Here is a 13,865-nt window from a genome sequence, read left to right on the forward strand (position 1 = left end):
CACCCGCCGCGCCGGGTCCCATCCGCGCACCACCCTCCCCCGGAGGCAGAGCATGTCAACCACACCCATGACACCCAACACGCCCACGCCAACCGACACTTCCACCACTTCTGCCACTTCAGCCACTCCCACCACGTCCCCGCCCCCCGACGCCTCCGCCGCCGCTCCCGCCCCCTGGCCCGACCTGGTGAGTGCCGCGCTTCTCGGCGTCGCCCGGCGTACCCCGCCGGTGGCCGTCCGGGCCGGACAGAGCCCCGCGGCGGCGCTGCTGGACGCGGCGGCGGTGAGCACCGTGCGGCGGCGCTCCGCGCTGCGCCCCGCCCCGGCCGGTGAGCGGCCCGTGCCGGCTCCCGCCGACCCGCGCCCGCCGCTGCCGCCGGCCGCCCGGCGCCGCCTCGCGCTGCTGCTCGCCGAGCGCGATCCCGGCTCCGGCGGCCGGCGCGGCACGGACCCCGATCTCACCGAACTGCTGCCCCAGTGGCTGGCGGCAGCCGACGAGCGCGGCTACCGCGCCCCCGAGGCGCTGCTGCCCGCGCTGCTGGACGCCGCCCGGTCCCGTACGGATCTGCGGCCCGCCGCGCTCGCCCTGGCGGGCCCCCGCGGCCGGTGGCTGGCGCGGCTCAACGCCGACTGGAGGTTCGCGCTCCGTGGCATCGGCGGCGGCCCGATGTCGCTGCCGGACGCGGACTCCTCCGAGGCGGTGCGGCGGTTGTGGGAGGAGGGACTGTTCGCGGAGCGGGTGGCACTGCTGACGTCGGTGCGCCGGCGCGACCCGGGTGCCGGGCTGGAGCTGCTGGCCGTCACCTGGGCGACCGAGCGCGCCGAGGACCGTCTGATGTTCCTGGACTCACTCGGCGAATGCCTGACGCCGGACGACGAGCCGTTCCTGGAGCAGGCGTTGTCCGACCGCAGCCGCAATGTCCGTACCACCGCCGCGGAGCTGCTCTCCGCCCTGCCCGGCTCTGCGCTGGCCGACCGGATGGCCGAGCGCAGCCTGGCCCGCGTCCGCCTGGCCGCCCCTGGCCCGGAGGAGCCGGCCCCCGGCGAAGTGCTCGTCCTCGATCCGCCACGGGTCTGCGACGCCGGGATGCAGCGGGACGGCGTCGCCCCGAAGCCGCCCTCCGGTCGGGGGGAACGCACCTGGTGGCTGGGGCAGTTGGTGGAGGCGACGCCGCTGGACCGCTGGCCCGTTCACCTGGGTGGCCGCAGCCCGGCGGAGATCGTCGCGCTTCCGGTGGCGGGCGACTGGCGGATGGAGCTGCACGACGCCTGGTGCCGCGCCGCGGTGCGTCAGCGGCACCCGGAGTGGGCGCGGGCACTGCTGGGTGCGCCCGGCGATCCCGGACAGGCCGCGGCCGAGCTGGCACCGGCCGGTTCGTCCCGGGATCTGACGAAACTGCTGACGGTCCTCCCGGGTGATGAACGGGCGCGGTGGGTGGCCGAGTTCATCGCCGTCCACGGCCTGGCGGACGCCTTCCGGATGTTGGGGGTCTGTGCGGTCCCGTGGTCCGAGCCGCTGGGCCGGGCGGTGGTCGACGCGCTGGACATCGCCCGGGACGCGGGCAGTTATCCATGGAGCTTCAGCGGGGTGATGGGCCTGGCCGAGCGCTGCCTGGACCCGGCGGCGGCCGACCGGCTGGAGATGCTCACGGCGGTCACGGACGAGCCCGAGGGCGCCTCCCCGGGCTCCGTCGGCTACTGGTCCGAGGCGTTCCAGCGCCTGGTCGGCACGCTCCGCCTGCGCGCCACCATGCACGCCGAACTCGCCGGGGACGGGGAGCCGTCATGATCCTCGCGGCCGCCCCTCGCCCGCGCGCCAGGACGGCGGGCCCGTTCCGCCGACGACAGCCGGAGCCGCCCCGGGGACGGGCCGGACCGCCGTCGCGCACGAACCGCCGTACGAGCCGTCATGCGGGCCGCCCGTACAGGCCGTCGTACGAACCGTCATCCAGGCCATCCGACCCGTCGAGCGCAGCCCCCTCAGACAGCCAGCGGGCGCACGTTCGCGTTGACCCACTCCACGATCGAGGCGGTGGTCGCCCCCGGCGTGAAGATCTCCGCGACGCCCTGCTCCTTCAGCGGCGCGATGTCCGCCTCCGGGATGATGCCGCCGCCGAAGACCTTGATGTCCATCGCGTCCCGCTCCTCCAGGAGGGCGAGCACCTTCGCGAAGAGGGTGTTGTGGGCGCCGGAGAGGATGGACAGCCCGATGGCGTCGGCGTCCTCCTGGATCGCGGTGTCGACGATCTGCTCCGGCGTCTGGTGCAGCCCGGTGTAGATCACCTCCATACCGGCGTCCCGCAGCGCCCGGGCGATGACCTTGGCTCCCCGGTCGTGCCCGTCGAGCCCCGGCTTGGCGACGACGACCCGGATCGGCCCCGACCGGCCCACCGCTCCCTGGCCCTCCGACTGCGCCCCGTCCTGCCGCGCCACACTCATCCCTGCCTCCAAGCCATGCGCGGCACCGCCAGGGCGGTGCCGCCGAGCCGACATCCGATCGCGCCACCGCGATCCGGCGGCCACGAGCGTGAACGAACGTTATCTACAGCATCCCGTACGCAGCCGTTTCGTGACATCCGGCGAGGGGGAAATCACACATGGGACACATTCGCCACGCGCCGCGCTCCGCGTGTCAGCCGCCGCCAGGGACGGCCGGCGCCGCACACACGGGCCGGGCGTCCGGGGAGCCGCAGCCGGGTCGGCGCGGGGCCGCCGCATCGCGATCGCCGCTCACGGTTTCCCACAAGGGCATTCGGGGGTCGTCGCCGCCTTCCGCATGCCGTTCGGGAGGTCGGCCATGGGGGCTCTGCCTGTTCTCTCCGCACCCCTTCTCTTCCGTACGACGCTCGTGGAGCTGGGCGTGCTCGCCGCCCATCTCCTCCTCTATCCCACCGGCATCGCCCAGGAGCAGCCCCTGCCCGCACCCTCCACGGCCGGCGCCCCGGCCCGCCTGCCCACCGAGGGCCGCGCCCACCCGCCGGTCCTGCTGCTCCATGGCTTCGTCGACAACCGCTCGGTCTTCGTCCTGCTGCGCCGCTCCCTGCACCGGCACGGCTGGCGCCATGTCGAGGCGCTCAACTACTCCCCGCTGACCTGCGATCTGCGCCGGGCCGCCGAGTTGCTGGGCCGCCATGTGGAAGAGGTCTGTGCCCGGACGGGCCACCGCCGGGTGGACATCGTCGGCCACAGCCTCGGCGGCCTGATCGCCCGCTATTACGTGCAGCGGCGTGGCGGCGACGCCCGCGTCCGGACGCTGGTCACGCTGGGCACCCCGCACTCCGGCACCCGGGTCGCGCCCCTGATGTCGGCGCATCCGATCGTCCGGCAGATGCGCCCGGATTCCCCGGTCATCGCGGAGTTGGCGCTGCCGGCGCCGCGCTGCCGGACGCGTTTCGTGGCGTTCTGGGGTCAGGAGGACCAGGTGATGGTGCCCGCCACCACCGCCCGGATCGACCACCCGGACCTGACGGCCGAGAACGTCCGGGTCATGGGTGTCGGCCACCTCGCGCTGCCGGTCAACGCCACCGTGGCAGCCGGCATACGGGAGGCACTGACGTCCACCGCAGCGGCCGCCTCCGTCCACGGCGCGATATCGGTCGCCTGAGCGGCGCCCCGGGCAACCACCCTGCCGCCGGACGGACCGTCCAGCGCCCTCCCCACTCCCCACACGGCCGCTCCGACCGCTTCTTGCCCCGCCTCCCGACCTCCCCTTTCCCCGAACGGACTTCGAACGATCCGCCAAGAACGCGCATGCGCGCCGGCGAAAGGCGGCCGATCGCCCGGCGTCGCCGGGCCCGAAACCTCGGGAAGATTGTCGCCGTCGCGTACCGCCGGGTACAGTCGCCGCTAATTCTCCTGCAGCCGAGGCGAAAGAGAAGTTGGTGGACGACCGTCACCCATCGGGGGCTCAGCTTCCGACCGCCCCCGCTTCCGATGCCTCCTATGCACACCCGGCATACGGCGACGGCGACCCCCTCTTCGGTTCGCACCCCGGCGGCCACGGCCACGGCGCCTACGACACCGGCGCGCGCCCGTCGGCCCACCACCTCACCGACGCCTACGGAACGGGCAGTTACCCCACCGCCGGATACGACACCGGTTACGACACCGCCGCCTACGGAAACGCCGGCTACGACCCGTACGCACACACCGCCTACGACGCCCCCGGCTACGGCACGGACACCACCGCCGCCCCGTATGACGCCGGATACGACACCGCGGCATACGGGCTCGCCGGCGGCTACGACCCCGCTCCTCAGGGCAGCGGCAGCGCCTACGACACCGGCGGCTTCGATCACGGCGCGTACGCCGCCCACGGCACCGGCGCCGCCTACGGGGACCCCCTCACCGGCCTCACCGGCGGCTACGACACGGGCAGTTACCCCGCCGGCGGTCACGCCCCCGCCGCCTGCGACACCGCCTCCTACGACACCGGCTACGGCGCCGCGGCCTACGACACCGCCGCCTTCGCGGCCGCCGCCACCGCCGTCCAGGAGCCGATCGGCTACGAGGCCACCGCGGTCTGGTCGACCACGGACTACGCGGACCACGCCGAGCCCACCGCCCCGCCGTCCGCCCCGGCCCCCGGCATCCCGGCCCAGGCTGGCCCGCCCGCGGGCGACACCGTGGGGGCCGGCGACACCGTCCTGTGGGATGCGCCCCTCGCGTCGTTCGCCACCGGGCCCGCCGAGACCGCCGAGACCACGCGGTCCCCCGAGGGCGAGGCCACCGATCCCTCGGCCACCGGCGCAGCGTCGATCGCCGACGCGATGACCCAGGCGATGCCGGTCACCACCGTCCCGGACGAGGACGCCACCCCGGGGCCGGTCGGCGGTCCCACGGCGGGCAAGGCTGTCCGCGGCGGCAACCGCGGCCGGCGGCGCCAGGCCAAGCGCTCGGCGCTGCTGACCGTCGCGGTGCCCTCGGTCGCCGCGATGGGCGTCTGCGCGGCGGCCGCGGCCTCGGTCGGCCAGTTCGGCGGGGACGACAAGGACACCGCGACGGCCCAGGCCGCGCCGGACGCCGGTGCCGTGAAGCAGGCGACGGCGGCCAACAAGAAGCTGGACAACCAGCTGGCCGGACTCAGCGCCAGCGCCCAGGACTTCCGCGAGCGGGCCAGCCGTACCCAGGAGCGGCTGGACCTCAAGGAGCGGCAGGATCTGGAGCGCAAGCGAAAGGCGGAGGAGGCGGCCCGCAAGGAGGCGCTGCGCCCCAAGTTCGTCCTGCCGGTCACCCAGCACGGCCTGAGCGCGCTCTTCGGCCAGGCCGGGGTGAACTGGATGTCGGTGCACACCGGCATCGACTTCCCGGTCAGCTACGGCACCCCGGTCATGTCGGCCACCGACGGCACCGTCCACACCCAGTGGAACTCCGCCTACGGCAACATGGCGATCGTGACCGCGCCCGACGGCACCGAGACCTGGTACTGCCACCTGAGCAGCACCAAGATCCGCTCCGGTTCGGTCAAGGCCGGCGAGACCATCGCCTACTCCGGCAACTCCGGCAACTCCACCGGCCCGCACCTGCACTTCGAGGTGAGACCCGGCGGCGGCGCGGCGGTCGACCCGATACCGTGGCTCCGCGCCCACGACCTCAACCCGTACTGACCCCGTACGGGCCCCGCGCCGCCGAGCGCGGGGACGAAGCGCCCGGGGCCCGCCGCACACCGCGACGGGCCCCGGGCGCTTTCCACTGGGCCGGGACCGGCCTAGAGCTTCTCCACCGGCGCGTAGCGCAGCAGCAGGCGCTTGGGCTTCTCGCCGCCGAAGTCGATGGTCGCCTCGGCGTTGTCCCCGCTGCCCTTGACGCCGACGACGGTGCCGAGCCCGAAGCTGTCGTGGGTGACGCGGTCGCCGACGGCCAGCGAGACCACCGGGCGGTCGGCGGCGCGCCGGGTCGCGAAGCCGCTCGGCCCCTTGGACCGCGCCGACGACAGCGAGGCCCCGATCCCGCCGCCGATGCCTCCCCCGCCGGATCCCCCTGAGGAGCCGCGCGACGACGACAGCCCGCCCATGGACGCGGACGGCGTCGCGGGGCCGGTGCGCTTCCAGTCGACGTACTCGTCCGGGATCTCCTCCAGGAAGCGGGAGGCCGGGTTGTACGAGGGCTGGCCCCAGGCGCTGCGCATCGTGGAGCGGGTGACGTAGAGCCGCTCGCGGGCGCGGGTGATGCCGACGTAGGCGAGCCGGCGCTCCTCCTCCAGCTCCTTGGTCTGGCCGAGCGCCCGCATGTGCGGGAAGACGCCGTCCTCCATGCCGGTCAGGAAGACGACCGGGAACTCCAGGCCCTTGGCGGTGTGCAGGGTCATGAGGGTGATGACGCCCGTGCCGTCCTCGTCCTCGTCGGGGATCTGGTCGGAGTCGGCGACCAGGGCGACCTGCTCCAGGAAGTCGGCGAGCGTGCCGGGGTTGTCGTCGCCGCGCTCCTGCTCGAACTCCAGGGCCACGGAGGCGAGTTCCTGGAGGTTCTCGATCCGGGTCTCGTCCTGGGGGTCGGTGGACGCCTGGAGTTCGGCGAGATAGCCGGTGCGCTCCATGACGGCCTCCAGGACCGTGGCGGGACCGGCCCCGGACTCCACGATCGTCCGCAGCTCCTCCATCAGGGCGTTGAACCGCTTGACGGCGTTGGCGGAGCGGGCGGCCATGCCGTACGCCTCGTCGACCCGGCGCAGCGCCTGCGGGAAGGTGATCTTCTCGCGCAGCGCCAGGGCCTCGATCATCGCCTCGGCGCGGTCGCCGATGCCGCGCTTGGGGACGTTGAGGATCCGGCGCAGCGGGACGGCGTCCTCGGGGTTGGCGAGCACCCGGAGGTAGGCGAGGATGTCGCGGACCTCCTTGCGCTCGTAGAAGCGCACGCCGCCGACGACCTTGTAGGGCAGCCCGACCCGGATGAAGATCTCCTCGAAGACGCGGGACTGGGCGTTGGTGCGGTAGAAGACCGCGACGTCGCCGGCCTTGGCGTCGCCGGCGTCGGTGAGCCGGTCGATCTCGTCGGCGACGAACTGGGCCTCGTCGTGCTCGGTGTCGGCGACATAGCCGGTGATCTTGGGGCCGGCGCCGGCGTCCGTCCAGAGGTTCTTGGGGCGGCGGTTCTCGTTGCGCTCGATGACGGCGTTGGCGGCGGAGAGGATCGTCTGCGAGGAGCGGTAGTTCTGCTCCAGCAGGATCGTGGTGGCGTCCGGGTAGTCCTCCTCGAACTGGAGGATGTTGCGGATCGTGGCACCGCGGAAGGCGTAGATCGACTGGTCGGCGTCACCGACGACGCAGAGTTCGGCGGCGGGCGTCTCGTCGGTGCCGGGGCCGACGAGCTCGCGGACGAGGGTGTACTGGGCGTGGTTGGTGTCCTGGTACTCGTCGACGAGGACGTGGCGGAAGCGGCGGCGGTAGTGCTCGGCGACGTCCGGGAACGCCTGGAGCAGATGGACCGTCGTCATGATGATGTCGTCGAAGTCCAGGGCGTTGGCCTCGCGCAGCCGGGCCTGGTACATCGCGTACGCCTGGGCCAGGGTCTTCTCGAACCCGTCGGCCGCCGTGCCCGCGAAGGTCTCCTCGTCGATGAGCTCGTTCTTGAGGTTGGAGATCTTCGCGCTGAACGACTTCGGCGGGAAGCGCTTGGGGTCCAGATCGAGGTCGCGGCAGACCAGGGCCATCAGGCGCTTGGAGTCGGCCGCGTCGTAGATCGAGAAGGAGGACGTGAAGCCCAGCTTCTTGGACTCGCGGCGCAGGATGCGGACGCAGGCGCTGTGGAAGGTGGAGACCCACATGGCGTTGGCGCGGGGGCCGACCAGGTCCTCCACGCGCTCCTTCATCTCGCCCGCGGCCTTGTTGGTGAAGGTGATCGCGAGGATCTGGCCGGGGTGGACGTGGCGCTCGGCGAGCAGGTGGGCGATGCGGTGGGTGAGCACCCGGGTCTTGCCGGAGCCGGCGCCGGCGACGATCAGCAGCGGGCTGCCGCTGTGAACCACGGCGGCCTTCTGCTGGTCGTTGAGCCCCTCCAGGAGCGCCGCCGGGTCGATGGCCGGGCGGGCGGCGCCGTCGCGGTAGTACGGCTCCCTGGGCGCGGGCGCGTCGAACCTCCCGCCGAAGAGGTCGGCGGGCATCTCCTCCGGGGCCGGGCCGTGCTCGTCCTCGTCCGGGGGGCCGAGATCCGCCAGGAAGCTGTCGTCAAAGAGGCTGCTCATCGCCCACCGAGTCTAGGCGGCCGCACTGACAAGCGGTTGTGGAGTGGCGGATTGGCCGGTAATGCATCGGATGGGGCGGTACCGTGTGCGGCCGTGCGCAAACCTGGGGCCGCTCACATTCAGGTCACGAAAAGGTTTCGGGCATATCGAACACCAGCCTTCACAGGGGCCACACGAGTTGGCTACGGTCTCGCTCGGGCAGCCCGCCGTCCCAGCGGACGACAGCGTCCGCACGGGCCGCCCCCGCCGAGTCCGGCCCTGCCGTCAGGCACCCGGAGCCGGGGACCCACACGCACCACCGGGGTGAATCGACCGGTGCGGCCGTCGCCAGGCGGACGCACGGGTCGTAGGGCAAGCCTTCCGTCAGCACACCGCCCGAGCCCGAACCCGACAGCTAACCCGGTAGGCGGTCCACGGAAGGAGTCGCCGGCCTTGGCGTCCCACCGCAAGCCGCGCACCCCCATACTCGCCACGCCCGGCGGCCGTCGCACGGCGGCCGGGCTCACCACCGCCGCCCTGGCCTCGGTCACGCTGCTCTCGCAGACCGCGAACGCCGCCCCCAAGGCGCCGCAGCCGAGCATCGAGGAGGTCAAGCAGAAGGTCGACGACCTGTACCAGCAGGCCGAGGTGGCCACCCAGAAGTACAACGCCGCCAAGGAGCAGGCGGACGGCCAGCAGCGCACCGTGAACCGTCTGCTCGACGAGGCGGCCCGGCGCGCGGACAAGATGAACGAGTCCCGGCGCCGGCTGGGCGCGTTCGCCTCGGCGCAGTACCAGACGGGCGGGATCAACCCGACCGCCCAGCTGATGCTGGCCAAGGACCCGCAGCAGTTCGTCGACCGCAACCACCTGATGGAGCAGCTCACCGGGCGGCAGAAGCAGGCGATCACGGACTACCAGGAGCAGGCCGCGGCCGCCGCCCGCCAGCGGACGGAGGCGACCCACAGCCTGGAGGGCCTCCAGGAGTCGCAGGCATCCCTGAAGGAGACCAAGCGAAACGTTCAGGCCAAGCTGGCCGAGGCCCGGCAGCTGCTGTCCCGGCTGACCGCCCAGGAGAAGGCGCGGCTGGCCGAACTGGAGCGGCGGAAGGAGGCGGAGGCTCAGCGGAAGGCCGCCGAGCAGGCCCGGAAGGAGGCCGAGAAGCGGCGGCAGCAGCCCGGCGGCGGCACCGGCACCGGCCAGGACTCCGGCGGCGGCACGTCCGACGGCGGCACCTACTCCACCAAGGCCGAAAAGGCGCTCGCCTTCGCCCGCGCCCAGATGGGCAAGCCCTACGTCTGGGGCGCGACGGGGCCCAGCTCCTACGACTGCTCGGGCCTGACGCAGGCCGCATGGAAGGCGGCCGGGGTCGATCTGCCGCGCACCACCTGGGACCAGGTCAAGACCGGCACCCGGATATCCACCGACCATCTCCAGCCCGGTGACCTGGTGTTCTTCTTCAACGACATCAGCCACGTCGGGATGTACATCGGCGGCGGCAAGATGATCCACGCCCCGCACCCGGGAGCCAGCGTCCGGGTGGAGTCGATCTACTACATGCCGATCTACGGGAGCGTCCGGCCCGGGTAGCCGGCGTACGGGCGCGCGCCCCGCGTCCGTACGAAGGCCCCACGGCCACCCCCACACACGCCACCGCGCGGTCATCCTCCGCCTCCGGAGTAGTACGGAGCGGGAGCGGGATGACCGCGCGGTGAGCCGTCGGACGGTACGGGGGCGGGCGCCCGTGGGGCTCAGGTCCAGAGCACCGCGAGGAAGATGTTGAACATGGTGAGCCCGCCGACCGCGCCGAACAGCGGCTTGGGGAGCTTCTCCTCGTCGCGCTTGACGTAGACCAGCGCCAGGATCACCACCAGGACGGCCATCTTGATGCCGATCTTGATGTTGTTGAGCGACGCGCCCTGCATCTGGTTCAGGCCGACCAGCACGATGCCGGTGACCAGCATCGTCAGCGCACCGTGCAACATCGCCGGCACGAAGCGGGCGGTGCCCGCGCCCATCGCCTTCATCTGCGTCAGGAAGCCGCCCAGAAGGGAGGCGATGCCGATGATGTGCAGGGCGACGAAGACATTGATTACTACGTCCATAGTGCTGGATCGTATCCGTCCCATAGCACGCCCTTTCCGGCAGGGCGCCCGCGATGCCCGCTTCGGTCAGGGCCCGCCGCCGCTCGGCTCCGCCACGGGCGGCGGGCCGGTCATCCCCGCGTCGCACGCGGTCGGAAACGGGCAATGCCGGGCAAGGGGGTTTCTCGTCCTGACCCCGGGCCTAGCTTCCTCCTTCAGACGACCGGGCCCGCACCCCGCCGGTCGCCTTCGCCTCGCAGGGAAGGAAGTGACGGCTCCCATGGCGTCGCACCACACGGCCGGTGAGCGGCCGCCGCTCGTAACGCCGCCGGCCCTGGCCCGTACCGCGCGCAGCACCCGCAGCGGGCTGGTGCTCGTCGCGGACCCGCAGCGCTATCTGGACGGCGCCACGGTGCTGGAGCGCACGGGCAGCCACCAGGCGACCGCGGTGGCGGGCTGGGGCCGCCGCCTCGGCAGCGTCCGCCGGCTCGGCAGCCACCCCACGACCACCACGGACCACCCACCGGATCCCACCGCCCCACGGCTGCCGGAGCAGGCCGGACCCCACGTCGCGGAACAGGCCGGACACCACACCGCTGTGCAGACGGGACCCCAAGCCGCGGGACGGCCGGCTTCCCGCGCCCCGGAACGCGCCGCCCCGTACGCCGCCGAGTGCTCCGCCCCACGTATTCCGGAGCCGGCCGCGGGGGCGGCCGCACCCGCCCCGGCGCCCGGTGAGCGCGCCGCCCGGGCGGTGGCCTTCGCCCACGCCGCCCTCGGCAAGCCCTACGCCTGGGGCGCGACCGGCCCGTCCGCGTACGACTGCTCCGGGCTGACCCTGGCCGCCTGGAAGGCGGCCGGCGTCACCCTGCCCCGGACCACCTACACCCAGATCACCTCCGGCGCCCGCATCGGCTGGCCCCAACTCGCCCCAGGGGACCTGGTGTTCTTCTACTCCGGCATCAGTCATGTGGGCCTCTACATCGGCGGCGGCGAGATGATCCACGCCCCGCACCCGGGAGCGCCCGTCCAGATCGCCCCCCTCGACCAACTGCCCTTCGCGGGCGCCACCCGCCCACACAGCACGAGCACCCGCCCCACGTAGCAACGACCACGCGCCCCGCGCACCACGGCCACCCGCTCAGGGCCCTGCCCGAGGGGTCAGGGTCGGTTACGGATCCTCGCGGGCCCGGGCGCCGCCGCCCAACCGCCCGCATATCTCCAGCCGTTCGGCCGGCCTGCCGGGCATCACGCCGCCCGGGACCTGGCCGCCGCGTCGCGCCCCTTCGGCGTCGTGGTGCGGCCTCGGCCCGCCACCGATATCGACCCGCATGTCGCCAACCCCCGTCTCGCTGTGCGTTATCTCCGTCACTCGCACAACGGCCCCCGGCACGGGTTTGTGCCCGCTTCCGCGAACTCCGGCGGAGTTTCACCCGAACGGTGAATTCCGCCGGAGGGCCGGCCGGTCAGGCCCGCAGGAACAGCCCGAACCAGCGGAAGATCTCCGGCACTTGGTGCTTCCACACCGGCACGGTGTGTCCGCCCGCGCCGGACGAGATCTGCTCGACGGTCACCGTCGTCGGCTGCTTCGCCAGCTCCTTCAGGCCCATTCCGGCCTGGTAGCCGTCGCCGCTCGCGCCCGAGATGTACAGCGCAGTGCGGGGCGGCTTCCCGGCCGCGTTGGCGGACTTGAGGATGTGCAGCGGGTTGGTCTCGACGCGCAGCTTGGGGTCCTTGCCGGCGAGCGAGTCGCGTTCTATCGCCGGGTCGTTGTAGCCGGACATGCCGACCGCGGCGCGGTACCGGTCCGGGTGGGCCAGCCCCAGTTTGGTGGCGCAGTGCGCACCCGCCGAGTAGCCGGCCAGGCCCCACGAGTCCGGCTTGTCGCCGGCCCGGAAGTTGTCGATCACCATCTGGCGGACGTCGACGGTCAGCCAGCTGTCGGCGTTGACCTTGCCGGGGAGGTTGACGCACCCGGTGTCGGCGTTGGACAGGACGTTGGTGCGCGGCGCCACCAGGATGAACGGCTTGACCGCCCCACTCCGCATCAGCGACCCGAGCTGTTCGTTGGCCTTGAGCGAGCCGAACCAGGACTTGGCGGACCCGGGGTAGCCGGGCAGCAGCTCGACCACGGGGAACTTCTTGTGCTTGTAGGCGGGGTCGTTGTACTGCGGCGGCAGCCAGACGTACACCTCGCCGTTGACGCCGGAGATCTGGCCCTTGAGGTCGGTCATCTGGACGCCGGCGCCCAGCACCGGGTCGTCGGCCGGCCGGAAGTGCTGGAGCACCTTCGGCTGGTCCTTGAGGTTCTTGCCGCCCAGGCCGTCCGGGCCGAGGTTCCGGGCCTGGTCGATGTGGTTGCCGGTGCCGAGCAGGTCGCCCCAGCTGTCGTAGAGGTTGTTGGCGTTGTTGACCAGGACGAAGACCACCGTGATCGCGGTGATCTGCGCGAACAGCAGCATCAGCAGCCGTGCCAGGCCCCGCAGCAGGGGCGGTCCGGCCACCTTGCCCCACAGGGCGAACGGCAGCACGACGGCGATGATCAACAGCAGGATCGAGAAGAGGAAGAAAGGCGTACCCGTCAGGCTCATCGGGATCTCGTCTCCAGGACGTATGCACGTGGGGCGTGGGCGTGGTTCCGGCCCCGCCTTCGGCAGCGAGCCTCTCCGCGCCCTTAGATGGCGATCGGCGCGATCCTGGTTGCCCGGCTTGGGGCCTTCTTTACGCGCCCCCTGCGCGCCCTCTGCTGCGGGGGCGGCTCCCGATCGTCCGCCCCCGCGCGCCCACGTCCCGGCGAATCCGCAGGTCAGACCAGTCGACGAGCGGCCGCCCAGCGGGTGAGTTCATGGCGGTTGGAGAGCTGGAGCTTGCGCAGCACGGCCGAGACATGTGACTCAACCGTCTTGACGGAGATGAACAGCTGCTTGGCGATCTCCTTGTAGGCGTAGCCGCGGGCGATCAGCCGGAGCACCTCGCGCTCACGCTGGGTGAGGCGGTCCATGTCCTCGTCCACCGGCGGGGCGTCCGACGAGGCGAAGGCATCCAGGACGAAGCCGGCCAGCCGCGGCGAGAAGACCGCATCGCCGTCGGCCACCCGGAAGATCGCGTCGACGAGGTCGGTGCCGGTGATCGTCTTGGTGACATAGCCGCGGGCGCCGCCGCGGATGACCCCGATGACGTCCTCGGCCGCGTCGGAGACGGAGAGCGCCAGGAACCGCACCGGCCGCTCGGGGTCGGCCATCATCGTGGCGCTGCGGCGCAGCACCTCGACGCCACCGCCTCCGGGGAGGTGCACGTCCAGGAGGACGACCTCGGGGCGGGTGGCGGTGATGACCGTGATCGCCTGGTCGACGTCGGCGGCCTCGCCGACCACCTCGACCCGGGTCTGCTCGGTCCGGCCGATCTCGGCCTGGACGCCGGTGCGGAACATCCGGTGGTCGTCGACCAGCACGACCCGTACGGTGCGGCCCTGGTCCTCGCCGCCGGCCTCGCCCTGCTGTGCGTCGTCGCTGCTCATCTCGTCCGTCCGTCCTTCGGTGTCTGCCTCGTCATGATTCCCTGCCCGGGCCCGCGGCGCCCCCGCGGGCCCGCGGCCGGCGCCGTCTCCCTCCGGGGCGGCCGGG

The 13,865-nt window shown here is 72.7% G+C and carries 9 protein-coding genes, 1 pseudogene and 1 riboswitch; of the genes and pseudogenes, 5 read left to right on the top strand and 5 right to left on the bottom strand.

Going from position 1 to position 13,865, the window contains the following annotated elements; all coding sequences use genetic code 11:
• The first annotated feature begins 187 nt into the window (after nucleotides 1–187).
• Nucleotides 188–1,789 (top strand): DUF5691 domain-containing protein, encoded by a 1,602-nt coding sequence (locus ACRAS8_RS14015; RefSeq protein ID WP_438486356.1) that lies wholly within the window; start codon nucleotides 188–190, stop codon nucleotides 1,787–1,789.
• 191 nt (nucleotides 1,790–1,980) lie between these two features.
• On the opposite strand, the gene ACRAS8_RS14020 is transcribed toward ACRAS8_RS14015, so the two are convergent.
• On the bottom strand, nucleotides 1,981–2,391 hold the full coding sequence (locus ACRAS8_RS14020; protein ID WP_221909553.1) for a cobalamin B12-binding domain-containing protein: 411 nt from the start codon (nucleotides 2,389–2,391) through the stop codon (nucleotides 1,981–1,983).
• A 406-nt stretch (nucleotides 2,392–2,797) separates the two neighbouring features.
• On the opposite strand from ACRAS8_RS14020, the gene ACRAS8_RS14025 reads away from it, so the two are divergent.
• Nucleotides 2,798–3,604 (top strand): esterase/lipase family protein, encoded by an 807-nt coding sequence (locus ACRAS8_RS14025; RefSeq protein ID WP_438486358.1) that lies wholly within the window; start codon nucleotides 2,798–2,800, stop codon nucleotides 3,602–3,604.
• A gap of 277 nt (nucleotides 3,605–3,881) precedes the next feature.
• Nucleotides 3,882–5,606: a peptidoglycan DD-metalloendopeptidase family protein gene (locus ACRAS8_RS14030; protein WP_438486360.1), complete on the top strand. Its 1,725-nt coding sequence runs from the start codon at nucleotides 3,882–3,884 to the stop codon at nucleotides 5,604–5,606.
• A 101-nt stretch (nucleotides 5,607–5,707) separates the two neighbouring features.
• Here ACRAS8_RS14030 and pcrA read toward each other — a convergent pair whose 3' ends face one another.
• Nucleotides 5,708–8,179: a DNA helicase PcrA gene (gene pcrA / locus ACRAS8_RS14035; RefSeq protein WP_438486362.1), complete on the bottom strand. Its 2,472-nt coding sequence runs from the start codon at nucleotides 8,177–8,179 to the stop codon at nucleotides 5,708–5,710.
• A 249-nt stretch (nucleotides 8,180–8,428) separates the two neighbouring features.
• A riboswitch (cyclic di-AMP (ydaO/yuaA leader) is annotated at nucleotides 8,429–8,603 on the top strand.
• 8 nt (nucleotides 8,604–8,611) lie between these two features.
• On the opposite strand from pcrA, the gene ACRAS8_RS14040 reads away from it, so the two are divergent.
• The gene (locus tag ACRAS8_RS14040; protein WP_438486364.1) at nucleotides 8,612–9,748 is read left to right on the top strand and encodes an NlpC/P60 family protein; all 1,137 of its coding nucleotides are present in this window, start codon (nucleotides 8,612–8,614) and stop codon (nucleotides 9,746–9,748) included.
• 161 nt (nucleotides 9,749–9,909) lie between these two features.
• Here ACRAS8_RS14040 and ACRAS8_RS14045 read toward each other — a convergent pair whose 3' ends face one another.
• The gene (locus tag ACRAS8_RS14045) at nucleotides 9,910–10,263 is read right to left on the bottom strand and encodes a hypothetical protein (RefSeq protein ID WP_438486366.1); all 354 of its coding nucleotides are present in this window, start codon (nucleotides 10,261–10,263) and stop codon (nucleotides 9,910–9,912) included.
• Between the two features lie 697 nt (nucleotides 10,264–10,960).
• Here ACRAS8_RS14045 and ACRAS8_RS14050 point away from each other — a divergent pair.
• Nucleotides 10,961–11,347: pseudogene (locus ACRAS8_RS14050) on the top strand (C40 family peptidase); the annotation flags it as partial.
• Nucleotides 11,348–11,708: 361 nt separating this feature from the next.
• On the opposite strand, the gene ACRAS8_RS14055 reads toward ACRAS8_RS14050, so the two are convergent.
• Nucleotides 11,709–12,833, bottom strand: a complete 1,125-nt coding sequence (locus ACRAS8_RS14055) for an alpha/beta hydrolase (RefSeq protein WP_438486368.1) — start codon at nucleotides 12,831–12,833, stop codon at nucleotides 11,709–11,711.
• A gap of 215 nt (nucleotides 12,834–13,048) precedes the next feature.
• Nucleotides 13,049–13,759, bottom strand: coding sequence for a LuxR C-terminal-related transcriptional regulator (locus ACRAS8_RS14060; protein WP_438486370.1), 711 nt, complete (start codon nucleotides 13,757–13,759; stop codon nucleotides 13,049–13,051).
• Nucleotides 13,760–13,865 lie beyond the last annotated feature (106 nt).

It is taken from the genome of Streptomyces sp. S186, assembly GCF_051603415.1.
Classification (GTDB): domain Bacteria; phylum Actinomycetota; class Actinomycetes; order Streptomycetales; family Streptomycetaceae; genus Streptomyces.